The organism is Bacteroidota bacterium (genome assembly GCA_018266755.1).
Lineage (GTDB): Bacteria > Bacteroidota > Ignavibacteria > Palsa-1295 > Palsa-1295 > JAFDZW01.
In genome coordinates, this window is the sequence record JAFDZW010000001.1 from 389057 (window position 1) to 411984 (window position 22928).

The following is a 22928-nucleotide window of genomic DNA, read 5'->3' on the forward strand; positions in this document are numbered from 1 at the left end:
CGACGACTGGCCTGTGAATCTGCTGAGCTTTCGAATTATTCTTTGGCCGTTTTCCCTGCCTCTGCTTTTTCCTTGAGCAACGCATCGCGCAGCAGCTTGCCGTAGTGTTTTTTGTCCTTTTCGTACTCGGCTTCGTAGCGGGCTAGGGCTTTGCGGAGCTTGGCGATCGGGGTGCGCATTTTGCTTGTTTCGGGGTCGAACGCATCCATCGGGGTTGGGTGCGGGTTGCCGTGGAAGCAGAGGTCCGGCTCGAGCAGCGCGGCCTGAATGAGCCGCTGGGTGTCGTGAATGTTCACCGTGTCGATCTTCAAATTGGTCACCATTTCATCATAGATCGCCTGCGCCTTTGTACGCTGGGCGTGTGCTTCGAACGTTACCAGAGCGAGCAGTGCGAGAGTCATCATATACGTTTTCATCGTCGCTTCCTTTCGTGGCTTGTGAGGGATACACTATCTAAACGGGGACAAGAACCGTGCCACAAATCCAAAGCACCTCTCCTGCCCGACAACCGCTCTGGGTTGAAACCTGAAGCGGCGAGTGTAGTACTATCAAAGGCAAGGCACCGACGGTTGTTGGCGTGTCTTGGTATTTGTAGTAACAATGATCGATTTCATGACTGTAGTCTTCAGATCTTTCGGAATTGTAGCATTGGTGTTGTCGCTTGGCGCGTGTCGCGGCGCGAAGTTCGAGAGCGGTTCGATGGAGCCGACGATCCACCAAGGCGATGTGGTCACGATCAACCATACCGCGTACTTGAACAGCGATCCGCAGCGCTGGGATGTCGCGGCATATGAGGACGAGGACACGCATGGCAATAGTTGGTGTCACCGGATCGTCGGTATGCCCGGGGAGACAATCGATCTGCGGGACGGCTTCGTCATTATCGATAGTGTGAAACTTGAGTATCCTGCAAAGATCGGGAAGGTGAGGTACTCCGCTCTGCCGGCCGGGACGCCGACAAAGATCCATTTGCCGTATCTTATTCCTAAGGACTGTTATTTTGTCCTGGGTGACAATACGTCCGACGCGATCGATAGCCGCTACCTCGGCGCGATCAAGCGTTCCGATATCCGAGGGAGGATCGAAGGGAAGTAGGCCGCCGTTATCTGGGGCTCAAATGCCGGATCGGCACCTAACAAACCAGATGTGAGTGTTGGTGACGAATTGGCAGGGGCTCCCGAGTCGCTCGCTTTGCTCGCGGGACGGACTAAAGTCCGTCCTACTGAGTCTGGACGGACTGAGAGTCCGTCCTACTGAGTCGCTTGCTTTGCTTGCGGGACGGACTAAAGTCCGTCCTACTGAGTCGCTCGCTTTGCTTGCGGACGGACTGAAGGAGTCCGTCCGCGTCTGATCGCGTTTCAATTCGGCTTCACGCTCAAACCGGAATCCTACTCACTTACTTGACGGTGTACGACTTGAGCTCGACGAGATCGAGCAGGTTATCCTCGCTGATCCTGTTTGATCGATAGTGTGCCGTCCGGACCAACCCAACCCCGGGTGCGAGGTAGTCATCTGTGACTTGGGCGGTATCAAGAGGGGCAGCGGAGAAGGTCGAAAGTATCACCGTGCGGAATTGAACGCACGTGAAGGTCCCTGCGGGAACGGTCACCTTCTTTGCGCTATCGACGATCTCGAGCGTGGTGACCTGACGAGATTGGTCGGAGTACGTTGTGTCGAGCACCTTTTGAGGGGTACCGACGAGCATAGGGTAGCGGTACCGAACGAGCGTGATCATTCCTGTGCGGCCGCTTGGCGTGTATGAGTACTGGAGGTCATTCCCGGAGAACGATTGATACGCAGAACCACTGCCGTACTTGTATGCGGTCTGTCCGTTGATCGTGACGGCGCTATCGATCGATGTGGTGTACGTCGATCGCTGACTGACCGCGCCCGTGTTCGCATCGTAGTTCGTTACCTGGTATGTCCAACTATTGCCAACGGCGAGCGGGAAGAGCGTTCGGATCGTTGTTGGTGTCGGTGCGGTCTCGGGTTGAGTCGAGCTGCTCGAGCACCCTTGTGTAATAACGAGAACAACAAGAACCAGAAGATATGTATGACGCATGATGGTTGAGATAGATGAATACGTGAATGCAGTATTCAAACGGTCGACACGCTCCGTTGTTGCATCGGGCACGGTTTGTTGCCCTCGGGTACATGAGTGCAGATGCTCGCGGACGGACTAAAGTCCGTCCTACTGGGTGAGGCGGAGCGTATGTCACTTTTCGGATGTTGCTGAGCGAATGAACACATTAGGACAAATATGAAGAGATATCTACTGACGATCGCGATCGGGGTTGTATTTGCTGTGGCGCTTGGGTCCTGCCGTGAGGCGAAGATTCAGAGTGGGTCGATGGAGCCGACGATCAAGGCTGGCGAAGCCGTTACCATCAACTACACTGCGTATGTAAGCGACGCGCCTGTTCGATGGGATGTGGTCGCCTTCATGAATGACCAGACGAAAGGAAAAGTGTGGTGTCACCGTGTTGTCGGTCTGCCCGGCGAGACCATCGATATTAAGGACAGCTTCATTTTCATCAACGGGGCGAAGATGACATATCCGCAGAAGATCGCGGGCATTCGCTATGCCGCGATGGTGCCGGGAGAGCCGGCGAAGCTGCAATTACCGTACACGATTCCGGCGAACACTTACTTCGTGCTCGGCGACAACACGAACGATGCCTACGACAGTCGCTATATCGGCCCCGTTAAGCGCGATGATATTAGGGGGCGGGTAGAAGGGAAGTAGAGGCGGTATGGCGGGACGGACTAAAGTCCGTCCTACTTAAGATGATCGGACGGACAAGAGTATCCGTCCTACTGGGTGAGTTTTTGTGCGAGGGCGATGAGGATGCCTTCGGGGCCTCGGAGGTAGCAGAGGCGATAGACGTGTTCGTACTGCACGATCTGGTCGAGGACTTCGCCGCCGTGTTTGCGCAAGCGCCCGACCATCGCGTCGATGTCGTCGACCTCGAACATGATGCGCCGTATGCCCAGCGTGTTCGACGGTGCGTTCTGCGGTTCGGACATGACGGCCTCGGGGCGAATGTATCGTTGGAGTTCGACGCTCGCGCCTCCGCCGGGTGTCCGCATCATTGCGATATCGCTGACGGCGCCCTCGAGCCCGATGCAATGATCGACCCACGGCCCTTCGACGCGCATCTCGCCTTCGAGCACGAGGCCAAGCTCTTGAAAGAAGGCGACCATCCGTGGCAAGTCTTCGACGACAATGCCGATGTTGTCCATTCGTACCATATTACTTTTGTCGAGGAGTATAGTGGAGCATGATCGAACCGATCGCGAATGTCTTGGTCGCGGTCAGCGTCAGATCGACCTTTTGGTCGAGGCCTTCGAGAAATTTCAGGCCGCCGCCAACAAATGTCGGATGGATCAGCAGCCGGTACTCGTCGATCAGGCCCAGCTTCGTAAACTCGGTGATCAAGCTTCTGCTGCCGACGAGGATGTTCTTGCCCTCCTGCGCTTTGAGTGCCAGGATTTCGTCCGCCAATAGTTCATTCCTGAGTTCGGAGTTCTTCCAGCGGACCGCATCAAGCGTCCGCGAATAGACGATCTTTCTCATGCCGTCGATGAGGACGGCAAAGTCATCCTGGGCCTTGTCGCCGCTCGGGTGTACTACTTGCTCGGGCCAGAAACCTTCCATGAGCTGGTAGGTGGTCCGTCCCCAGATCATGGTATCGGCCTGGCGGAGCAGATCGTTGTAATATTCGTGAATCTCGGCGTCGACCATCCCGGCGGTATGCTGGCAATAGCCGTCAAGCGTAATATTGAAGGCAGAGATTATTTTTCGCATGGGTGGTCGGTGTAATGGTGTTGGTATCGATATCAAATATACGTGCCGACACTGCTCGCTTCGCTCGCGGACGGGCTGAGAGTCCGTCCTGCTGATGTAGTGCACTTTTTGACATTGGGCAGGTGTTCCAAGAAAGGAGTAGAGTATTATGCTACCTTCAAACGTTGCACAGATGAATCCGTCAGAAAAGCTTCAGTTGGTCTGGGAGCTGTGGGATTCGCTTGCGAAGAATGAAAACGACATCCCGATCAGCGACGATGACCGGAGGGAGATCGAACATCGGCTTGCTCAGTATCGCGCAGGGAAACTCGAGACAATGAGTTGGGAAGAGGTCAAAGCGAGTATTCTTGAGCGGCGATGAGCAAGCGGTTGCGGCTCCTCTCTGTCGCACGAACGGATATTGCGAATGCCTTTGCATACTATGAGTCCGAGAGCAGAGGGCTCGGAGTTGTTTTCCTGCAAATTCTTGAGGGACTACTCGATCATGTCGTTGAATATCCCGAATTCTACCCGCAACGGATCGGGCAGACTCGACGAGCACTGGTACCTCGGTTTCCGTATGCCGTGTTCTACATCGTCGATGCGGAGGAGATCACAATCCTGGGCGTTCGGCATACAAAGCAAGATCCCGGCTCGATGCCAACTGCATGAACGGCTCGCTTCGCTCGCGGGCGGACTGAGAGTCCGTCCTACTGATCTGAAATCGGGTGGCGGCCTGTACCGTGTCTGTATATTGTTCCGACGATCGATGAGCACCATTCGGCGCGCTATCGCGGACAGACTGAGTGGGCTTGGGGTTCGGTCATTCATCCAATATACATTCTACTACTATGAATCCGGTTGTACATTTTGAAATGGGCGCCCACGATACGGCGCGGATGCAGAAGTTCTATCAGATGGCGTTCGGCTGGCAGACACAGCAGCTCGGCGAGGAGATGGGGAGCTACGTGCTCGTGACGACGACCGAGACCGACGAGAAGGGCATGGTCAAGACGCCAGGGACGATCAACGGCGGGTTCTACAAGAAGACCGATGATGTAACGTCGCATGCGCCGTCGGTTGTGATCGCGGTGACGAATCTCGACGAGATGATGGAGAAAGTGAAAGCCGCGGGCGGCAAAATCCTCCGCGATCCCGATGACATTCCGGGCGTCGGGAAGTGGGTGTCGTTCCAAGACACCGAAGGCAACCGCGTAAGCATGCTGCAGCCGTTGATGTAGTTATTGCTGAGAGCCGGAGGACGGATTTTTCGTCCGTCCTCGTTCGGGAAGCAGGATGCGCCGAGAGTGCTCGCTACGCTCGCGGACGGACTGAGAGTCCGTCCTACTGTATGGTGTACTTCGTACAATTTCTTGAGTGAGTTGTCACAGATCGTGGGAGAACTGTGTCATAGTAGTGGATTCATTCGTCCATCGCTCACGAAGTTGCTCAATAGACTACCATGAAACATCTTGCTTCACTGCTCCTGCTTGTATCGCTTGTTGCCGGAGCGTCGGCTCAGCCGTCCACTGACGTGCCGATTACGATCGATTTCCCCGATTTTATCTTCTATATCAATCACGTTCCGAGCGTACTGACGACGTTCACCTCTCAGGAGCCGTTCAAACTTACTTCTGTGCTCGGCAGCAGCGACACGAATGCCGTGTGGGACTTTACCGTCGCGAAGTTTACCCGTGACCCGGCGTCCCCTGAAACGGACTCGTTTATGGATATCACGGGTGCGCCGCTGTCTTCGGATACAGATCTCAAACAAGCGAACGAAGTCGTAAGAGGGACATCGGCCACTACCGTGCCACGCTACCAGTATCTTCGTTTCGCGAATTCGGATTCGTCGTCGAATCCGAACAGATTAGCATATAAACTGGGGATCGTGGACGACCATAACGGCGACGTTCGAAAAGTAATGATGTGGAATCCGCCGTTTGTCGAAGCACAATATCCGATGTCATTCCAATCGTCGTGGAGCACGACATCAACGATCACGGGGGATACGATCGAGCCTGGCGAGACACGCGTCATTACGTCGGTCTCGCGTGTCGATCAGTGGGGGACGATGATTCTGCCGAATCAATACAACCCGTCTGGAACACCGACCTCCCAGCGTGCGCTTCGAGTAAAAGAAGTAACCATCGAGACCGGCTCGTTCTCCGGCGGCATCTCCAAAAGCGATACGACGGTGTGGTATCGCTACTACACGCCGAGTCTGGTATCGGCTCTGATTAAGACGGATATTCGTAATATCATTCGGTACGCGAGGTTCACGGTCAACGTGATCCCGGCAAGTGGCGTCACGGAGTCGCAGATGGCGCAAGCATTTAACGTTGCAATCTCGCAGAACCCGGCGTCGAACGAGATAACGCATGTGTCGTTCACACTTGCGAACGGCGGTCCGGCGCGAGTTGAGTTGATGGATGCACTTGGTCGCAATGTAATCATGCTGCATAATGGTCCGGCAGCAGCGGGGCGGAATGTCGTTTCGGTCGATCCGCAGCGACTTTCAAATGGTACATATTTCGTGCGAGTGGAAGCAGAAGGAACGAGTGCAATGCAACGATTGGTCGTCGCACATTAATCGAAGATGAGTAGATAGGTGCTCGTAACATTAAATTTCGACGGGCACCTTGCAGCGAGTTTGCCGTGTGATTATCTTGATGGTACAGTTATAAGCACCACGCTCAATTCTACCATCATGATATCACGACTATGCGAGGAACAGCATTAGAGATTACCAACCGGTTCGAGACTGTCGGGTACGAAGCATTTGACGACGGATGGGAAACGATCGGCGAAGAGTTGCCGGTCGTGCAGACACAATTTCTGGTCGATCATGCACGGTCGATTCTCTTTAAGAACGATAGCCCGGATGTCGGGATGAATTATTCGATCAATGTGTACCGTGGCTGCGAGCACGGCTGCGCATATTGCCGGGCCCGACCGTACCATGAATATCTTGGCTTCAACGCCGGCATCGACTTCGAATCGAAGATCATGGTCAAGCACGACGCTCCGCAACTCTTGCGTGAGGCGTTCGATCATCCCAAGTGGATTCCGCAAAGCATCATGATGAGCGGGAATACCGATTGCTATCAGCCCGCCGAGCGGCAGTATAAACTGACACGGCAAGTGCTGGAAGTATTTCTCGAATATCGCCATCCCGTGAGCATCCTGACAAAGAATGCGCTCATCCTTCGCGATCTCGATCTGCTGACAGAATTGGCGTCGATGAATCTGGTGAGCACGCTGCTATCGATCACCTCGCTCGATCCCCTGTTGCGTCGCCAGCTCGAACCTCGGACGTCGACAGCAACGATGAAATTCAAGGCGATGGAGACACTGGCAAAGGCGAATATACCGGTTGGGGTTATGGTTGGCCCGATCATTCCGGGATTGAACGACAACGAAGTCCCGAACATCCTGAAGCGATCGGCCGATGCGGGGGCAACGTTCGTGGCGCATACTATCCTTCGGTTGCCGTATTCGGTGAAGCAAATCTTTGTGGACTGGCTGAATAAGAATGTCCCGCAGAAAGCAGACCGCGTAATCACCCGAGTCGAGATGATCCGCAACGGAAAGCTTAACGATTCGAACTGGGGAACACGCATGAGCGGGACGGGGGCGTATGCCGATTTCATGCACACACTGATCGGCACGCTCTCGAATAAATACGGCCTTGACAAGCCCCGGACTCCGCTGGCGACTAACCTCTTCAAGCGACCGGGCGAATTATTCTGAGATCGCTCGCTTCATTCGTGAGAAATTCTGAGATGAATTGGGGCTTTTGGTATGCTCGTACTCCGTCCGGCACGCTACCATAGATACGATGCGTTCCGATGAAATAATCGCATCGCACATCGTGTTGACACACTCATCAATCTATCGATCGGACAGATGAACAGAGTTGTGTTTGCAGTATGTGCGGTTTGTGTAGGACTATCTATTTTTCGTGGGGATGTCGTCGCGCAACCCTCGACGGATTCGCTGATCGAACATTCGCTTCGATATGTGGATTATCCGGGATATGTCCGACACGAGGGGCTGCCGGAGATGAAGCCTCGGCTCGGCCTTTATTTCAATAACGTACCGGCCGACACCATTCGCGCGATGACGCACGGTGCCGATACGGTTCGCGGCAGCCGCATTTGGCATGTCGCACCGCATTGGTCGGCGGATAATGCCGGGCTCATGATCGGCGATATTGTGCTTCGCGTCAACGGCCTGACGCTCGAAGATTCGGTGTATGGCGCCGACGATGTGCTCAACACCCGCATCAGCAAGATGCACACGGGCGATACGCTCGTCGTCGATTTCCTGCGCAAGAGCAAGCCGATGAGAGTTACCGTGCCCCTTACCGGAGGAAAACGGTCGCCTGCACGAGCATATACCGAATTTGCAGGTCTCGGCCCAGTGCGTACGGATTCATGGCTGCAGAATACGCTCAAAGAAAAACATCTGACGGCGTATGCGGATACAATCGCAAAGCAGATCGCCGGACTTGCAGATATGGATTATTGCGATCGTCCGTTCACCGCCCGTCCCGACCCATTCCGTTTGAATGCCGTGACATACCTCGATCATTTTCCCTTGCGTGTTGGTGCGTTATCGCGATTGATCGATCAGTCGGTCTGGGATAGCATTGCATCCGGGCAAGGCCTTGCCGGGGCTCTTGCCGCAGCCGCGTATCAACTTGGTGTTACGCCAGCGCCGTCACGATTTGACCGGCCGAAGACAGTCGATGCAATGAAACGCTATCTCGATCAGGTCGAGACACACGTCACAGCCGCTGTTATGCCGATCGGCCCCAAACTTGCGAATATCGTCGAAGGACTTGCGCAGTTACTCAATGTGGAGCATAACTGGGAAGACGAAGTCGATACGACGACAGACCCAGTGAAGCAATTACAGGTTCGGACTGCGACGGAAGACAAACTCGTCGAGTTACTCGGTGCGGCCGACAAAATGAATCTTTCCGAGATGACCGTCGCAGCTCAAATGTTCGCCGCGCTTGCCGACACGAATTGGATTACTGCTTTCGCATCGACCTTCGATCACACTGCTCCGATCGCGAAGAAGATAGCGGGCGTCGATGGCGACGTGCTGGCATATTGGGATACTCCATATGGCCGGTGTGTCATCGGAGGTCGCGGAGCGAACCGCTATTCTGGCAACTTCGCGTTCATCTTCGATATCGGCGGTGACGACGAGTACGATCTGCCTGCATGCCGCTACGGCAGTGCGCGGCTTGTTGTCGATGTTTCAGGAAACGACGTGTATCGTGGCAACGAAGCGGCAGGGTCGGGTGTCGGTTGTGTCGATGCGTTGATCGATCGTACCGGAGACGACACGTATCGCTCGGAAGATTGGTCGCAAGGAGCGGGATGTCTCGGCGTCGGTATCCTTGCAGATTTCGGTGGTGACGATATCTACACATCGCACTGGTGTTCGCAGGGTGCGGCGTTTCTCGGCATCGGCTTGCTCTACGATCATTCGGGAAGCGACCATTACACGTCGGATGTGTACTCGCAGGGCTTCGCCTATTCAAAAGGATTCGGGATGATCCTCGAGAACGGTGGTAACGATTCGTATCGTGCAGGGTGGAAATATCCCGATGACAGATGGCCGAATCGCGCGCATCTGGCGATGTCGCAAGGCTTCGGCTACGGGATGCGTCCGTGGAGCACCGGTGTCGGCACAAGCGGCGGGATCGGCCTCTTGAGCGACCGGCAGGGCGATGATGTGTACGATGCCGGTATTTTTAGTCAAGGCGGCAGCTATTGGTATGCGCTCGGCATCCTGCATGACCGACAGGGTGCGGATCGGTATTCTGCCGGACAGTACTCGCAAGGCAGCGGCATTCATCTTTCGTTCGCGGCCTTGCTCGACGATAGCGGCGACGATAGTTACGATGCGTACGCATGGCTTGAACAAGGCAACGCGCACGATTGGTCTGCCGGATGTCTCGAGGATTGGGACGGAAAGGATACATACCGATCAAGCGGCGCTTCGCAAGGTTGCGGCTTCTTCGTCTCGTTCGCGTATTTGCTCGATAGCCATGGCGACGATCGGTATTACATCAAACAATCGGATACGACGAATTCTCAGGGCGGCGGCAATTTCATTCCTCCCCGACACAGCGGTTCGCTCGGTATCCTGCTCGATCTCGGGAAGAGCGAAGATTGGTACAGCGATACACGAATCAAACCGGGTGAGGCAGTCGTGAAATCGCAGACGGGGATCACATTCGACGATGGAGAGCCCGAGAAGAAGTAGATGAGTGCTATTGTATTCCGCGAGATGTGGTTGGGCTTGCAGATCGAATGGGAGTTGGAAACATCCGAATCGCAAGCACTACAACCCACAGTAAGAACACGCCGATATTGATCCGCTCCCAGATGCCGATCGATGGTGTCGGTTCGTTCGTTGCGACCTTAGGCGCATCGAGCGCTGTCAGAATGCCGAAGACAAGCAGCGTGATGAATGTGGCGATCGAATACGCTCGAAATGTTTTGCCAAGTGCTGCAGCGGCAAAGACGAGCGCGAGAAGGTAGATTACTTCCGTGATACCGCCGAGTGTTAGATGCAGTGTGTCGGCGAACGTCCCGCCGCCGGCTGCTAGCGCCTCGCGAAGATGCATCGGCGCGAACGGCCAGATCAACCCAAGCGCACCATACGCGATGAGCAATCCGCCGGCAATGCGTAAGTGCCGGTTGTTCTCGGCCGAGCGCCAGATACCAACGGCGAACGCGATCATCATGATCGTATACGGAGTAGATAGCACCAGCCACAACGTGCGCGTCGGAGCATCGACGGCCGATAGCTCGCTGACAGTCTGCGAGGCGGAATCGTATGATGCCCATTGCATTGCAACGATGACGGTGATCGCAGCATACAGGAGCGATGAAATGACTCCGCAGATAAGAAATGCTTTTCTCAAGAATTCCTCGCGATCCGGCAGCAATCCGGCCGTAGCGAGCCCTCCGGCAATGACCGGCAAACCCCACATCGCATGAAGCCAGTGCAGCTCGAGGATGATCGCAATCTCGATCCAAAACCAAATGGCAAGTCCGCCCATTGAGGCAACGGCCCAAAACCAATCCATGCTACTGCGTCGCAGGACAGCGAAGAATGCTAACGTGTTCAATATGCCCAGACCGAAGAGGATGATACCCGGGATCAGAAAATCACGGAAGGTACCGTGCATCAATTCGACCGGCATATCCATTAAATGACCGTCGGGTGCGGCAACCAGAAAGCTGCCGCCGACGAGACATCCCGCCGCTTCATACCCAAGCGCGAGCAGCAGGACGACACGCTGCCAACGAGGTTGATCTACTGTTCGTGTTGTAGTCATTGGACACTCTCATTCCATCGAGAACGGCGGGTAGTCGTCGGTCACCAACAGAAATGCATACGCGGCGACACGCAGATGCCAGCGAAACACACCGACCACGAAATCGAACAGCCCGCGAGGATATCGTCCGGTAAAGAGAATAGAGAACCACGCAACAATCACACAGAAGGCAGCCGCCACCCAGAGGATCGAAAGCACGATATAGTGGGGGATCGCGAGAATCCACTTGACAAGTGGCATACCCGACGAGAGCTTCGATGCGTCGGGGTATTGAATCTCGATATGCACGGCCTGCTCTTCGTCTGTCGATGGATATTCGTCACGCAACAGACAGAGATATGCACTCACTCGAACGGAAAACCGGACGAGTGCGAGATTCCAGTCGAACCACCATCGCGGGTATTTCCGACGGAACAAGAGCATAAGCACGGTCGCTGCGAAGAGTACGCCGCCACCGCCCATGTAATATGTACTTCCTCCACCCGAGAGTAGGGCTAACACCATGGCGATAGGAATAACCGTAAACGGACGGAAGAACGAGGTGAGTTTGTCGAGCTGCCTGTCGGGATAGTCGATGACAAGTGTCACTGGATACGGGCCGTCGTCATGCATAGTGATCGCTCCCCTACATGTTCAGATGTTCAAGAAGATGGTACACGAGCATTGCGGGCCAGACGATCGCTTTCAACACTCCAAGCACACCATCGCCGAACGACGTTGCATGCTGGAGGTAGTAGATCAGCGCACCGATAAATGCTAAGCCGTATCCGCCGCCGGATGCGGCACCGCTTCTGACCTTTACATTGCCATTACCCATGGTATGACCCTTTCGTTGAGTGATTTGGATTGCAAAAATCATTCCACCCACGTTTGCGTGCAAATGGGGCAGAATAGTTGTAAAAACGATGAAAGACTTCTTTACTCGATGACAAGGTTCTTCCGAACCACGACTCCATCTGTATGGATGAGCACTGTGTACATCCCGGCGCTAAGACCGCCAAGCGGGAGCGAAACAGCAGTGTGATCGTCGATCGGCATCTGAGCCTCAAGGCGCCGGACGATCGCTCCTTTCGAATCGAGCAGCGTGATCACATCGATACGATGTGAACTCGCAGCGAGAATGCGAATTGTCGATGAAGCGGGATTCGGCTGAAGGAGAAACTCGGTGCTCAACGAAGGATTGACTGACACCGCATCCGCGCCGGTAACGAACGAGAACGAAGGCGACCACTCGGAGGTCGTGACTTCCATCTTCGAACGAACCTTCCAGTAGTAACGCGTCAGCGGTAACAATACGCCGACAATCGTGTCGCTATTTCTGCTGATATTGCGATGCAACACAACGGTATCGGTAAACGACGAATTCGTCGAGAGCAGCACGTCGAATGTATTGCCACACAGGTCGTTCGACCAGCGAAGGACAACCGGATCGTAGATATTCGTTGTGTTATCGGCCGGAGACACCAACGGCGGAGCTTGTGCGATACATTCATGACGAAACCGCCATAGATCGGACCATGGCCCGGTGCCGAGATCGTTCATCGCAGCGACACGCCAGTATGTCCATCCTACTTGAGCGGGGATAGTAATTGGGGCTCCTCTCACGATTGACGTCGTCGAATTCGCAAGCGTGGAATCTGTGTCTGTCTGAATATAATATGCTGAGACGGCAGGAGTGCTATGTGCTGGCTTCCAACGCAACACGAACGAGGTCACTGTATCGGACGTGTTGTTCGCAGGTGACAGTAATACGACTGCAGGTGGTGAGTACGCACCGTAGAATCGGCGTACCGACGACCACGGGCCTGTTTCGGAGTCGTTCGCTGCCGATACTCGCCAGTAGTAAGGCGAATCGTGCACAAGCTGCGAGAAGATCATCGTATCGGCGCTCACGAATGCATCGACCACCGGTGATGCAAACGTGCTTGTATAAGAAATCTGCACACGATACTCCGTCGCGCCGGTGATGGTGTCCCACCGCAGGTGTGCGCTGGTGGCGGAGTCCATGAAGCCGTCGGTCGGCCCTGTGAGTGTCACCGTTTGAAGTGTTGGTGTCGGCGGCAGCAGGGTGTACATCGGTCCTTCATGAATCAGCCCCTGCTTGTTCTTCGAAAGCATCTTATATCGCAAACCGTGAGGGAACGAGTTGAGCAGCGGCGCATAGAAGCGATCGGTATTCGCAATGCGATCGAGCGATAACGAGTTGATGAGAATACCGTTCGTATCGTAGTATGCGAAGTTGACGTCGGTGACGCTGTCGAATACATCCCACGGATCACGAAATGCGAGCGCGTAAATGTCGAGCTTCGGCATCGTAAGATCCAGTCGGCGAAGTGGCGTATGCATCACCGCCGGAGCAGTACCCCAGAGATAGTCGGCAAAGGCCGGCAGCCATTGGTAGTTGTGTTTCGCCGTAAGATAGATCGCCCCGTCCATAAAGGGAATGCTATCGGCAAGTACTCGCCATGCTTTGAACGGCGACGGCATCGTCGTGAAGAGCGAATCGGCCGTGCAGGTATAGAGCTGATGGAAGCCCATGTTCGAAAGAAACCGGAAGGAGCCCGCCGTGGCAAGGTTGTAGTAGTTTACCAGCGTCAGCGATTTCGGGATGAGCTTCCAGAGTCCTCGCAGCTTGCCGTTAAGGAGTTGGTAATAATCCTGACAGAATTGGAATGTATCGATCATGTCGGACCACATCATATTCCGCGGCGAACCGCCCACGGTACGGAACAGCGAATCGGCCGTCGTGATATTTGCGCCGAGCAACACGGCAGGGGTGGTGTTGCGCGATTTGTCGAGCGAATCCCAATTCATCACGCGCAGATCGCTATAATTGAGGAAGTATCGATCGGGATGGAAATACGCAGACGCGAGTGCTGCCTGCCTCTGAAGAATGTTCGCAAGCGTATCCTCCGACATCGCCGGTGTGGCAGAATAGTTACTGTTGTGCGCAGACGTATATGGCAGCGAGTAGTAAAACGAGATATCGAGCGTATCGCCTTCGTTGATATTCGATGACGCCGGTTTCAGATAGTTTGACAAATTCAAATCGGCTGTTTCTCGATATTCGATTCCCGTGTGATGATTGCGAATATGAATCGGTGTCCCCAGGCGATGCAACGGACGCGTATAGACCGGCGTATCAATCAGTGAAATGTCGTCGAACCAAATGGTCCCGCTCGTGCCGCCTCTGACGCCTACGGCAATGTCGAGCTGCGATGCGTTGGCGGAGTTGAACAGAACGACGATGCTGTCCCACGATGTGTTCGTTGTCGCAGGTCTGACGGATGAAAATGCAACCTGGGTTTGATGTGCGGTGCTGTCGGTACCGGTTGCCGAGACGACGACCTTGCCGGTACCAAACGCAGAAGTGCGGAAGTGAGCGAGAATGCGATACTGATGGAATGGGTTGCATCGCAACGTTTGATGGAATTCGCAATTACCGGCAGCATTGCTCGAATGAAATCTTGTGCACTTGGCACTGACTTTTCCGGAATGCACTATTTGCGTGTCGGCAAAGACGGTTGTTCCCCAGCCGGAATAGCCCGACCAGCGGGCAAAGCCCGATGTATCGACCGACTCGAATCCGCCATTGGCGACGGACGCGACGGAATCCTGAACGGGGAGCGCCGTCCCGTCATGCCGCATAACGAACAGGTTGCGATACGGAACCCCGGCTGCGAGGTCCGGGTCGATCCCGATGACTCCGCTGGTGTTCGACACATTCGCGACATACGGTACGCTTGCTATGTTGCGTTGTGCAAGGACGGCCCTCCACGCTCTGAGCGAATCAAGCGGCGGCCCCGCAAGCCCCGGTAACATCTCATAGAGCGAATCGATATCGACGAGCCCATTGAGCTTGTATGCGGCCATCGTATCTGCCATGATGCGCAGGAAGTTCATCATGAGCGGTACATTCAGGCCGATGCTCCGGCTGCTCCATCGCAGTGGAAAATCGGGCCGGTCCCAGATATGCGCGCCTATTACCAGTGCGGATCCGTTGCGGCGAACGAAGAGTTGGCGGAGCGTCGATACGCCGTTCCACGTCCCGTCGGGGTCAGAGCCGCAGAGCAGGATGCGCCGTGGGCCGATATCGATCACGTACCCCATCGAGTCCGGCAATGCTTCACGATCGATCTGCACACTCGGCAGATAGCGTGCCAACGCAGAGTTCGAGCGCAGTTCGCCGATGAAGATGCCGCTATCGCCGGAGTATGCTCGGGCAGAGACCGTCACTAACGTATCGCCGATCGCTTCGTTAATATATCGCTGCAATAGCCATATCGCTCGCGCCGTGACGACGCTGGGCGAATCGGGGATGATCAGCGGTGTCGCCGACGTAAGGATGCACGAATCCGGTTTGGGATACGCCGCCTTCGGACGCGGTCGCAACGACTGTAGATCGCCGCAGAATCCTTGCGATATGCCGAGCACCAACATGGTGCATACAACCAATACTGTGTGTTTCATCGCGATGAAGAATCATCGTAGCATAAGATCGGGACCACGGACGCCGGCTCGTTCGTAGCTTTGCTAACGATGGTACAAATATACAAATCATTGTGGGGAATGCAACATTCTCTGAGCGAATCGGTCGAAATGATCGCGGCTGCGGGGTATGACGGAGTCGAAGGGGCGGTCGAAGAGCTTGCGGACCGAAGCAGGTTCCGCACCATGCTTACTGACGCACGACTCGCTTTTATCCCGCTGATCTACACCGAGGGACACGATCCGGCAGAACATCTGAAGAATTTCTCGCGGCTGGTAGCGATGGCTGCCGAGTTCGTGCCGACGAAGATCGTCGCACATGCGGGGCGTGATCTCTGGAGCCTCGACGAGCAGCTACGATTCCTCGAAGCGGCATTGCGGGTCGAGGAGGCGATCGGTATCCCCATTGCACATGAAACGCATCGCCGCAGACCGCTCTATTCGCCAATGAATGCGCGGGCGATCCTCGAACGACTGCCGGAGTTGAAGCTCAACGCCGATCTGAGCCATTGGTGCTGTGTGACGGAGTCGATGCTTGATGATCATTCCGATACGATTGCATTCGCCGCTACGCGGACGATCCATATTCATTGCCGGGTCGGCTATGAGAACGGTCCGCAGGTAAGCGATCCGCGAGCGACAGAGTGGGGAGGGCATCTTGCGAAATTCGAATCGTGGTGGGCACAAATGATCCGCGAACAAGGCGACGAAAAAATCACCGTGACTCCCGAATTTGGCCCGCCGAGCTATATGCATACGGTGCCGGGTACGAATCAACCGGTAGCCGATCTGTGGGAGGTCTGCCTGTGGGCGGCACGGCGGTTTCGAACGATGGCAAGACTCTGACGTCCGGCACGAAGCGGGGTTCGTAGCTGCCGAAAGAGGACGGACTAAGAGTCCGTCCTACTGATGTTGTTCCGCGCAGAGCGGGATTTATTGATACTGTCGTATATTCGTATCGATCAACACCTGTACGATCATGAAGAACTGGATCAATGCCGTCATTTTCTCCGTCGCCATTATTGGTGCCGCGATCGTGCTTGCCGGAACGTGGCGTAAGACCCACGAAACGAAGGAAACCATCAAGGTAACCGGCCTGGCGGAGAAGGATTTTACCTCCGATCTCGTCATCTGGAGCGGCTCGTTCAGTCAGCATTCGATGACCGTCAAAGAAGCGTATTCGCGCTTGAAGCTCGATGCGGATAACATCAAACGGTATCTTGTCTCGAAAGGAGTTGCCGAAAAGGAGATTACCCTCAGTTCGGTCTACACGAACAAAGATTATAAATACCTCTACGATAACAACGGCCGCCAAACCAACCAGATCTTCGACGGCTACACGCTGACGCAGAGCGTGCAGATCGAATCGAAAGAAGTCGATAAGATCGAGACCGTCTCGCGCGAGGTGACTGAGCTGCTGAACATGGGCATCGAATTCCAGTCGCAGGAGCCGAGATATTACTACACGAAGCTTGCCACGCTGAAGCTCGAAATGCTTGCTGCAGCGTCGAAGGATGCGTATAACCGTGCTGAGCAGATCGCAAAGAACGCCGGCGGTGGTCTCGGAGGATTGCGCAATGCACAGATGGGGATATTCCAGATCACCGGTCAGAATTCCGACGAGGAATATTCATACGGAGGAACATACAATACGAGTTCGAAGAATAAGAAAGCGTCTATTACAGCGAAGCTCGAGTTTGCCATCGATTAATATCCCCATTATTCGACTTTTCAACAATTTGAAAGAAATTATACACTGGGATGAAACCTTTGGGGCCCAAATGTATTCTATGTAGTGCCCGAATGTATAGGTGGAAGTTCCACCGTTGAGTTTGCTCACTCCCCCGGATTCTCACCCGCAAGGGGATGATATAAGTATTTGAAAATGAGAGTGTTACGAAGTGCGCTGTTAATAACAGCGCTTGTGATGGCATCTATTAATATTCTATTGATGCGGACGATGCCTGCCGTAGCGCAGCCGGCTCGAACATTGCCTGATTCGCTGATCTACTATTGGCATCAGGTCTATTTCGCTGAAATGGCAAACGACCCCGATGCGATCATTGCAGGCTATGAGCGAGTACTTGAACTGAGTGCGACGCTCCCGCCGAGCTTGAAGCAGTGGTATCGGGGCACGGCGTTCTTTGGAATTGCAAAGGCGAATTCGCTTATCGGCGACAGGGCGGCGACAAAGGAGTTGCTCGACAGCGCACTGCACGAGCATTTCTGGAATTTCGACATGATCCGCAACGTCCCGACATTCTCGGTAGTCCTCGGGAAGTCGTTTGTCGATTCGCTCTGTACATCATGGCGCGAACGCGTTGTGGCGCAGGCAAGGACGTGGCCCGCCCAGGATCCGATCATCCTCAAACCGACGAAGATGATCCGCGGTAAGAAATATCCGTTAATCATCGCGCTACACGGTGGCGGTGGCAGTTACGAGGCGTTCAGTTACCGGCTTGGCGATCTGCCGGATAGTTTGAATGCAATTGTCGCGTTCCTTCCCGGGATTCTGCGGCTGAGCGAGACATCCAATGCCTGGGGGATGAACATGGAGCAATGTGTGCCCTATGTCGATCTTCTCGTTTCTCATATTCTCGCCGACCCTGCGATCGATTCGTCGGATGTTACCATGATGGGGTATTCCCAAGGGTCGCAGGTCAGCTATGCCTACGCTCTTGCGCACCCCGAGCGTGTGCGTCGCGTGGTTGCCTTCGCCGGGTTTGCCAATAGTATTCTTCCTTCCGAGCATCTCGAAACGCAGTTACAGTCGATGGCGAAGCATAAGGTGCGGATCGTTGCGATCAGTGGCGACAGAGATTATTCCGAATTTATCAATACCACCAAGGCCTTTCGCGAAAAGGCAAAAAAAGCTGGGGTACGATTTTCGTACACGATCGAGCCGGGTCTTCCGCATGGCATCCCCGAGCATGCAACCACATATATCGGTAACTTGTGGCGTAAAGAGCACTATTAGTGCTGCCTGCAAGACGGATTCGCGTAATTCGCAGATGTGTGCCGACCGGAGATAGTGCAGAAATCCCGAACCGGGCGAAAGCCGTTTCAATGTTGTAACTTTGCACTATGACGCACCGTAACTCTCGGTGTTCAACTATTCCCTACAGTTCATGCGGATCTTAGTGATCGAAGACGAAAAGAAGGTGGCTCGCTTCCTCGAGCAAGGCCTTCGCGAGGAGAAGTACGATGTCGACGTTGCGTTCGACGGGGCCGATGGGCTCGACCGGGCGCTTGCTGAGACCTACGACCTGATCATCACCGACCTGATGATGCCGAAGAAATCCGGCATCGAGGTGATTCAAGGGGTGCGTGCCGCCGGCCGTGCGACCCCGATCCTTTGCTTAACGGCCAAGACCGAGGTCGGCGCGAAAGTCGAAGGCCTCGACGCCGGTGCCGACGATTACCTGACGAAGCCCTTCCTCTTTGAAGAACTTGCCGCCCGTGTGCGCTCGCTCTTGCGCCGCTCGGACATGGAGAAGAAGACGCAGCTTGCGACACACGACCTCGTCCTCGACACCGTCCTCCACACCGCAAAACGGCTGAAGCCCGGCTCGACCACCGAGGAGATGCAGATCCCTCTGACGGTGAAAGAATACGAATTACTCGAGTTCTTGCTTCGCAATAAAGGGAAGATGATCTCACGATCGGTTATCACGCAGCATGTGTGGGGATACTCGTTCACGATGGGCTCGAATGTCATCGATGTCTACATCAAACGTTTGCGAGAAAAACTTGACGGCGGACGCGCCGAAGCCGAACGCCTGATCATGAGCGAACGAGGTGTCGGCTACGGCATTCGGGAGTGATGCCGCTGCAAACTCGGCATGTGCGGGTGACGTCCGGGGTGCGCAAGCCCTGGTCCGCGGCAAGAGATCTGTGTGCAATGCTTCTCGTGCTCTGTGTTGTATCCTCCGTTCGTGCACAGACTGATTCAGCACGCCACACTTCCGATCCCAACGCCTTTCGTTTGTTTCTTGCCCCGACATCCGTCACACTTCCGGAAAATCACGGGACGATCCAGCTCGCCGAGATCGTCGTTCCGACCGTCAACTACGGCATTATCGACGAACTGATCGTGCGTGGCGGCATTACGCCGTTTGCGGTGTCGTCGCATGTGCTCTATTACGGTCTGGCGGGGTTGCAAGTGTTCGATTACGACGGGTTCAGCGGTGTCGGCGGCGTAGCTTTCACGAACGCGACGGGCAATGAACGCTCCTGGGAATCGGCACTCTATGGGTTCGGCGTCGTCGGCTACACAGCCAAGGACTTCGGAATCTATGGCGGGCTCGGTGGCGGGTATTCCGGGAAGCGCGAATCGAGTACGGCTATTTTTATGCTCGGAGGCGAGTATGCGATCAGTGCGCATAACAAACTCATCACCGAGAACTGGTTTATCAGCGAGACCAGGACGAATGCCTATTCGATCGGCATTCGGGCGTATGGCACCGTGCTTTCGTTCGATCTCGGGGTAATGGGCATCAGCGCCTCTCATTCGCTGAAGATCACGAACGTCGTCCCCTGGGTGGCGTTGTCGTATCACTTCGATCTGTCGGAGGAATAGCGCGGCATGTCTGTACTGTGCGCTCATTGCTTTTGTATGTAACTTTGAATATCGAAGCTGTCATCACAGACGTATTCGAGCGGCTGTTGACTCCCAGCTCTTCTTGCTAATGTTACGAGTTCGACTGGTACTCTGGTATGCACTCTTGGTGGTTCTGACCGTTGCGGCGGTCGGGGCCGTTCAGTATGCGCTCTTATCACGGTCGCTGACGACAGAACTCGACGCATCGCTGCTTGACGATGCGAAAGCAACGCTCTCGAAGATCCAAAACCGATCGGCTGCGCAGATCACGCGCATGCATGTACATACGCAAACGAACCAGAACCACGAGTCGCTGAAAGAACTGGTGGACGACGCGCTCGCGCATGCGCCGGATTCGCTCAGCGGCGACGAACTGACCGACCGCGTGCTTGCCTCGCTCATGGACGAAATTCTTCTGGAGCTTTCTGCCAAAGATAGCAACGCATCCGATCCGCTGGATCTGATCGTCGAACAGATGCTCACGAGCCGGCGAAACAATCTGGTGGAGGTCTTCACGCGCGTGCCGGATTCTTCGGGGCAGACACATGTGGTCTTTCGGACCAAGAATCTCGCTGCCATCGGCGGTTCGCTGCAAAAGATATTTTCGGCACCACTTGGTAAACGCACGGATTCGATTCTTGTCCTCGGTAGCCAGGCACTCGATAGCGATGTCGTGCGCGGTGCGTATGCATCGACCGCACAGTTCGGGGTGATCGTCGCATACTCGACGGCCGACATCAACGACAGTATTTCAAAACTGCTCACGACGTATCTGTATCTGCTGCCGCTGGCGTTGTTGGTTGCGTCGATCGGCGGTTTCTTCCTGTCGCGCCGGGCGCTCAAACCGATCGAAGAGATCGCAGAGACCGCGCAGGAAATCAGCGCAAAAAATCTCTCGCGGCGGATTGCCATGCCTGCACGACAGGACCGAGAGATGAATCTGCTGGTCGCGACGCTGAACTCGATGTTCGGGCGGCTCGAACGATCATTCGAGCAGATCGAACAGTTTTCATCCGATGCGTCGCACGAACTCAAGACACCGCTTGCCATTTTACGTGGCGAGATCGAACAATCGCAGCGACGCCTCACACAGCGTAGCTCGCTCGACCGTGTCGATGCCGAGCGGATGCTCGTTAGCATGAGCGAAGAGGTCGAGCGTATGCAGCGAATCGTCGAAGGGCTGTTGCTGCTGGCAAAAGCCGACGACCGCAGGCTCGCATTCGAAGCGGAGCGCTTCGATATCGCTGCGTTTCTCCACTCGATCGCCGAAGATGCCGAGATTCTTGCGGCTGATCGCGAGCTGACCTTTGAGAGCGAAATTCCGAACGACGTGTGTCTGGTCGTTGCCGACCGAACCCGTCTGTATCAGGTGATGATGAACCTCTTCGACAACGCGCTCAAATACACGCCGCGCGGCGGGAAGGTCTCGATCTTCCTGACGAACACTGGCGGTAGCGTGCAATTCGGCGTCGCGGACACCGGAAAGGGGATCGCACCCGAGGATCTCGAGAAGATATTTCTGCGCTTCTTTCGAACCGAAGAAGCACGTTCGCATCAGGGAGCTGAGTATGTTGCCCGTTCGCTTGGTCTTGGTCTTGCGCTCGTAAAGTCGATCGTCGAAGCGATGGGCGGCAGCATTGCCGTCGAAAGCACGCTGGGGCAGGGTTCGAAGTTTACTGTCACGCTTCCGCTTGCAGCATGAGTCGCCGGGTGATTCGCGGCGGCCTGCTCCTGCTATTTATCGCAGTATCATTCCGCGGCGCCCATGCCGGTCCGGTGTTTCCGACTCGCTCGTTTATTTTCGCTCCGTCGTTTCGCTCGGCGGACGATACGACAACGGGTGCACGATTTCTGCGTCAGCAGGGGATATGGGGAAACCTGGCACACGGTTTCCATTCGGCGAACGACCGCTTCGGTTGGAGCATTTCGTTTGGTGGTGTGATCGAGTTCGTCGAATGGGAGCGCTCGCAGATCTATCTCGTCGGCGATGCGGAAGTGTTGGCAGATACGCATAACGACATCTCGTTTAATCCGCGCGCGATCTTCTGGACCGAAGGCTTCATGTTTGCCACGAAGCTTGGCGAAGCTACGGAGTTGCAGCTGGGATACATTCATCGCTGTCATCACGATATCGATAATCTCGGTACGAACGACGAAAGCAACCACGAGGAGCGTACTCTTATTTATGGTTCGGCAGTGGCGAAAGCAGTGTGGCGCCGTGTCGGATTGCTTTCGGCGGACAATCTGCTCAACACGTCTGCGTCCGTGCAATGGGATCAGTATGTGATCCGTCAGGACGACAGGATACCGCCAGTCGGAACAACGGCGACGGATGTGAACACGCTCGATGCATCGTTGACACTTGGCATACACAGCGCGCTCGTTGGCGTCGGTGACGTCGTGCCATACATCCGTGCCCAGACATGTGCAGCCTTCTACCATGCAATGAGCTTGAGCACCGTCGATGCCCGTGCGGAGATCGGTATCGAGCTCAGCGGCGCTGGGTCGCGGATGGATGTGTTTGTCGGCTACGAACATCTTACCGACGACTTCAACAGTGTGCAGCGAGTACGATCGGGGTATGCATACCTCGGTTTTCGGTTCATAGGCAGGAATGTGGGGCTATAATGCGCAGCGCTAATATGTTGAAACAAAAGGGATTGCAGATTCGCAGTCAGCAACGA

At 55.0% G+C, this 22928-nt stretch carries 23 protein-coding genes; 15 read left to right on the forward strand and 8 right to left on the reverse strand.

Annotation, left to right across the window (positions count from 1 at the left end; all coding sequences use genetic code 11):
- Positions 1 to 35: 35 nt before the first annotated feature.
- On the reverse strand, positions 36 to 404 hold the full coding sequence (locus JSS75_01540) for a hypothetical protein (GenBank protein ID MBS1902370.1): 369 nt from the start codon (positions 402 to 404) through the stop codon (positions 36 to 38).
- A gap of 208 nt (positions 405 to 612) precedes the next feature.
- Between JSS75_01540 and lepB (JSS75_01545) the strand changes: the two genes are divergently transcribed.
- Positions 613 to 1095: a signal peptidase I gene (gene lepB, locus JSS75_01545; GenBank protein ID MBS1902371.1), complete on the forward strand. Its 483-nt coding sequence runs from the start codon at positions 613 to 615 to the stop codon at positions 1093 to 1095.
- Between the two features lie 301 nt (positions 1096 to 1396).
- Here the strand turns inward: lepB (JSS75_01545) and JSS75_01550 are convergent, their stop codons facing one another.
- The gene (locus tag JSS75_01550; GenBank protein ID MBS1902372.1) at positions 1397 to 2062 is read right to left on the reverse strand and encodes a hypothetical protein; all 666 of its coding nucleotides are present in this window, start codon (positions 2060 to 2062) and stop codon (positions 1397 to 1399) included.
- Between the two features lie 198 nt (positions 2063 to 2260).
- Here JSS75_01550 and lepB (JSS75_01555) point away from each other — a divergent pair, with 198 nt between their 5' ends.
- Positions 2261 to 2746: a signal peptidase I gene (lepB, locus tag JSS75_01555; GenBank protein ID MBS1902373.1), complete on the forward strand. Its 486-nt coding sequence runs from the start codon at positions 2261 to 2263 to the stop codon at positions 2744 to 2746.
- A gap of 68 nt (positions 2747 to 2814) precedes the next feature.
- Here lepB (JSS75_01555) and JSS75_01560 read toward each other — a convergent pair whose 3' ends face one another.
- Positions 2815 to 3243, reverse strand: a complete 429-nt coding sequence (locus JSS75_01560; protein ID MBS1902374.1) for a VOC family protein — start codon at positions 3241 to 3243, stop codon at positions 2815 to 2817.
- A gap of 10 nt (positions 3244 to 3253) precedes the next feature.
- Positions 3254 to 3808 (reverse strand): dihydrofolate reductase family protein, encoded by a 555-nt coding sequence (locus JSS75_01565; GenBank protein MBS1902375.1) that lies wholly within the window; start codon positions 3806 to 3808, stop codon positions 3254 to 3256.
- A 172-nt stretch (positions 3809 to 3980) separates the two neighbouring features.
- On the opposite strand from JSS75_01565, the gene JSS75_01570 reads away from it, so the two are divergent.
- The 6 genes from JSS75_01570 (at position 3981) to JSS75_01595 (ending at position 10075) form a co-directional block, all read left to right on the forward strand.
- The gene (locus tag JSS75_01570; GenBank protein ID MBS1902376.1) at positions 3981 to 4169 is read left to right on the forward strand and encodes an addiction module protein; all 189 of its coding nucleotides are present in this window, start codon (positions 3981 to 3983) and stop codon (positions 4167 to 4169) included.
- A complete protein-coding gene (locus JSS75_01575) occupies positions 4166 to 4459 on the forward strand; it encodes a type II toxin-antitoxin system RelE/ParE family toxin (protein ID MBS1902377.1) in 294 nt (97 codons plus the stop codon). The genes JSS75_01570 and JSS75_01575 overlap by 4 nt, the downstream gene beginning before the upstream one ends.
- A 179-nt stretch (positions 4460 to 4638) precedes the next feature.
- Positions 4639 to 5028, forward strand: coding sequence for a VOC family protein (locus JSS75_01580; protein MBS1902378.1), 390 nt, complete (start codon positions 4639 to 4641; stop codon positions 5026 to 5028).
- A gap of 221 nt (positions 5029 to 5249) precedes the next feature.
- Complete coding sequence (locus JSS75_01585) at positions 5250 to 6380, forward strand: T9SS type A sorting domain-containing protein (GenBank protein ID MBS1902379.1); 1131 nt, start codon at positions 5250 to 5252, stop codon at positions 6378 to 6380.
- A 131-nt stretch (positions 6381 to 6511) separates the two neighbouring features.
- Positions 6512 to 7540: a PA0069 family radical SAM protein gene (locus JSS75_01590; GenBank protein ID MBS1902380.1), complete on the forward strand. Its 1029-nt coding sequence runs from the start codon at positions 6512 to 6514 to the stop codon at positions 7538 to 7540.
- A 156-nt stretch (positions 7541 to 7696) separates the two neighbouring features.
- Positions 7697 to 10075 carry a PDZ domain-containing protein gene (locus JSS75_01595; protein ID MBS1902381.1) on the forward strand — a complete coding sequence of 793 codons (2379 nt, stop codon included), beginning with the start codon at positions 7697 to 7699 and terminating at the stop codon, positions 10073 to 10075.
- Between the two features lie 7 nt (positions 10076 to 10082).
- Here the strand turns inward: JSS75_01595 and JSS75_01600 are convergent, their stop codons facing one another.
- The 4 genes from JSS75_01600 to JSS75_01615 form a co-directional block, all read right to left on the reverse strand.
- Positions 10083 to 11156: a DUF998 domain-containing protein gene (locus tag JSS75_01600; GenBank protein MBS1902382.1), complete on the reverse strand. Its 1074-nt coding sequence runs from the start codon at positions 11154 to 11156 to the stop codon at positions 10083 to 10085.
- 9 nt (positions 11157 to 11165) lie between these two features.
- Complete coding sequence (locus tag JSS75_01605) at positions 11166 to 11768, reverse strand: DUF4389 domain-containing protein (protein MBS1902383.1); 603 nt, start codon at positions 11766 to 11768, stop codon at positions 11166 to 11168.
- Between the two features lie 13 nt (positions 11769 to 11781).
- Positions 11782 to 11973: a hypothetical protein gene (locus JSS75_01610; protein MBS1902384.1), complete on the reverse strand. Its 192-nt coding sequence runs from the start codon at positions 11971 to 11973 to the stop codon at positions 11782 to 11784.
- 101 nt (positions 11974 to 12074) lie between these two features.
- Positions 12075 to 15626, reverse strand: a complete 3552-nt coding sequence (locus JSS75_01615) for a hypothetical protein (GenBank protein ID MBS1902385.1) — start codon at positions 15624 to 15626, stop codon at positions 12075 to 12077.
- 99 nt (positions 15627 to 15725) lie between these two features.
- Here JSS75_01615 and JSS75_01620 point away from each other — a divergent pair, with 99 nt between their 5' ends.
- The 7 genes from JSS75_01620 to JSS75_01650 all read left to right on the forward strand — a co-directional run bounded on the left by JSS75_01620 (position 15726) and on the right by JSS75_01650 (position 22872).
- Positions 15726 to 16490 carry a sugar phosphate isomerase/epimerase gene (locus tag JSS75_01620; protein MBS1902386.1) on the forward strand — a complete coding sequence of 255 codons (765 nt, stop codon included), beginning with the start codon at positions 15726 to 15728 and terminating at the stop codon, positions 16488 to 16490.
- Positions 16491 to 16623: 133 nt separating this feature from the next.
- The gene (locus tag JSS75_01625) at positions 16624 to 17355 is read left to right on the forward strand and encodes an SIMPL domain-containing protein (GenBank protein MBS1902387.1); all 732 of its coding nucleotides are present in this window, start codon (positions 16624 to 16626) and stop codon (positions 17353 to 17355) included.
- A 216-nt stretch (positions 17356 to 17571) separates the two neighbouring features.
- On the forward strand, positions 17572 to 18621 hold the full coding sequence (locus JSS75_01630; GenBank protein MBS1902388.1) for an alpha/beta fold hydrolase: 1050 nt from the start codon (positions 17572 to 17574) through the stop codon (positions 18619 to 18621).
- Between the two features lie 151 nt (positions 18622 to 18772).
- Complete coding sequence (locus JSS75_01635; GenBank protein ID MBS1902389.1) at positions 18773 to 19468, forward strand: response regulator transcription factor; 696 nt, start codon at positions 18773 to 18775, stop codon at positions 19466 to 19468.
- Positions 19468 to 20223: a hypothetical protein gene (locus JSS75_01640; GenBank protein ID MBS1902390.1), complete on the forward strand. Its 756-nt coding sequence runs from the start codon at positions 19468 to 19470 to the stop codon at positions 20221 to 20223. The genes JSS75_01635 and JSS75_01640 overlap by 1 nt, the downstream gene beginning before the upstream one ends.
- 109 nt (positions 20224 to 20332) lie before the next feature.
- On the forward strand, positions 20333 to 21946 hold the full coding sequence (locus JSS75_01645; protein MBS1902391.1) for a HAMP domain-containing histidine kinase: 1614 nt from the start codon (positions 20333 to 20335) through the stop codon (positions 21944 to 21946).
- Complete coding sequence (locus tag JSS75_01650) at positions 21943 to 22872, forward strand: hypothetical protein (GenBank protein MBS1902392.1); 930 nt, start codon at positions 21943 to 21945, stop codon at positions 22870 to 22872. Before JSS75_01645 ends, JSS75_01650 begins: the two co-directional genes overlap by 4 nt.
- The last annotated feature ends 56 nt before the right edge of the window (positions 22873 to 22928 follow it).

Coding starts and splice junctions, on each gene's coding strand:
- JSS75_01600 (MBS1902382.1), bottom strand. CDS start 11,156: ATGACTACAACACGAACAGTAGATCAACCTCGTTGGCAGCGTGTCGTC.
- JSS75_01610 (MBS1902384.1), bottom strand. CDS start 11,973: ATGGGTAATGGCAATGTAAAGGTCAGAAGCGGTGCCGCATCCGGCGGC.
- JSS75_01635 (MBS1902389.1), top strand. CDS start 18,773: ATGCGGATCTTAGTGATCGAAGACGAAAAGAAGGTGGCTCGCTTCCTC.
- JSS75_01590 (MBS1902380.1), top strand. CDS start 6,512: ATGCGAGGAACAGCATTAGAGATTACCAACCGGTTCGAGACTGTCGGG.
- JSS75_01560 (MBS1902374.1), bottom strand. CDS start 3,243: ATGGACAACATCGGCATTGTCGTCGAAGACTTGCCACGGATGGTCGCC.
- JSS75_01570 (MBS1902376.1), top strand. CDS start 3,981: ATGAATCCGTCAGAAAAGCTTCAGTTGGTCTGGGAGCTGTGGGATTCG.
- JSS75_01650 (MBS1902392.1), top strand. CDS start 21,943: ATGAGTCGCCGGGTGATTCGCGGCGGCCTGCTCCTGCTATTTATCGCA.
- JSS75_01630 (MBS1902388.1), top strand. CDS start 17,572: ATGGCATCTATTAATATTCTATTGATGCGGACGATGCCTGCCGTAGCG.
- JSS75_01580 (MBS1902378.1), top strand. CDS start 4,639: ATGAATCCGGTTGTACATTTTGAAATGGGCGCCCACGATACGGCGCGG.
- JSS75_01645 (MBS1902391.1), top strand. CDS start 20,333: ATGTTACGAGTTCGACTGGTACTCTGGTATGCACTCTTGGTGGTTCTG.
- JSS75_01550 (MBS1902372.1), bottom strand. CDS start 2,062: ATGCGTCATACATATCTTCTGGTTCTTGTTGTTCTCGTTATTACACAA.
- JSS75_01625 (MBS1902387.1), top strand. CDS start 16,624: ATGAAGAACTGGATCAATGCCGTCATTTTCTCCGTCGCCATTATTGGT.
- JSS75_01620 (MBS1902386.1), top strand. CDS start 15,726: ATGCAACATTCTCTGAGCGAATCGGTCGAAATGATCGCGGCTGCGGGG.
- JSS75_01565 (MBS1902375.1), bottom strand. CDS start 3,808: ATGCGAAAAATAATCTCTGCCTTCAATATTACGCTTGACGGCTATTGC.
- JSS75_01605 (MBS1902383.1), bottom strand. CDS start 11,768: ATGCATGACGACGGCCCGTATCCAGTGACACTTGTCATCGACTATCCC.
- JSS75_01640 (MBS1902390.1), top strand. CDS start 19,468: ATGCCGCTGCAAACTCGGCATGTGCGGGTGACGTCCGGGGTGCGCAAG.
- JSS75_01595 (MBS1902381.1), top strand. CDS start 7,697: ATGAACAGAGTTGTGTTTGCAGTATGTGCGGTTTGTGTAGGACTATCT.
- lepB (MBS1902371.1), top strand. CDS start 613: ATGACTGTAGTCTTCAGATCTTTCGGAATTGTAGCATTGGTGTTGTCG.
- JSS75_01615 (MBS1902385.1), bottom strand. CDS start 15,626: ATGAAACACACAGTATTGGTTGTATGCACCATGTTGGTGCTCGGCATA.
- JSS75_01540 (MBS1902370.1), bottom strand. CDS start 404: ATGATGACTCTCGCACTGCTCGCTCTGGTAACGTTCGAAGCACACGCC.
- lepB (MBS1902373.1), top strand. CDS start 2,261: ATGAAGAGATATCTACTGACGATCGCGATCGGGGTTGTATTTGCTGTG.
- JSS75_01585 (MBS1902379.1), top strand. CDS start 5,250: ATGAAACATCTTGCTTCACTGCTCCTGCTTGTATCGCTTGTTGCCGGA.
- JSS75_01575 (MBS1902377.1), top strand. CDS start 4,166: ATGAGCAAGCGGTTGCGGCTCCTCTCTGTCGCACGAACGGATATTGCG.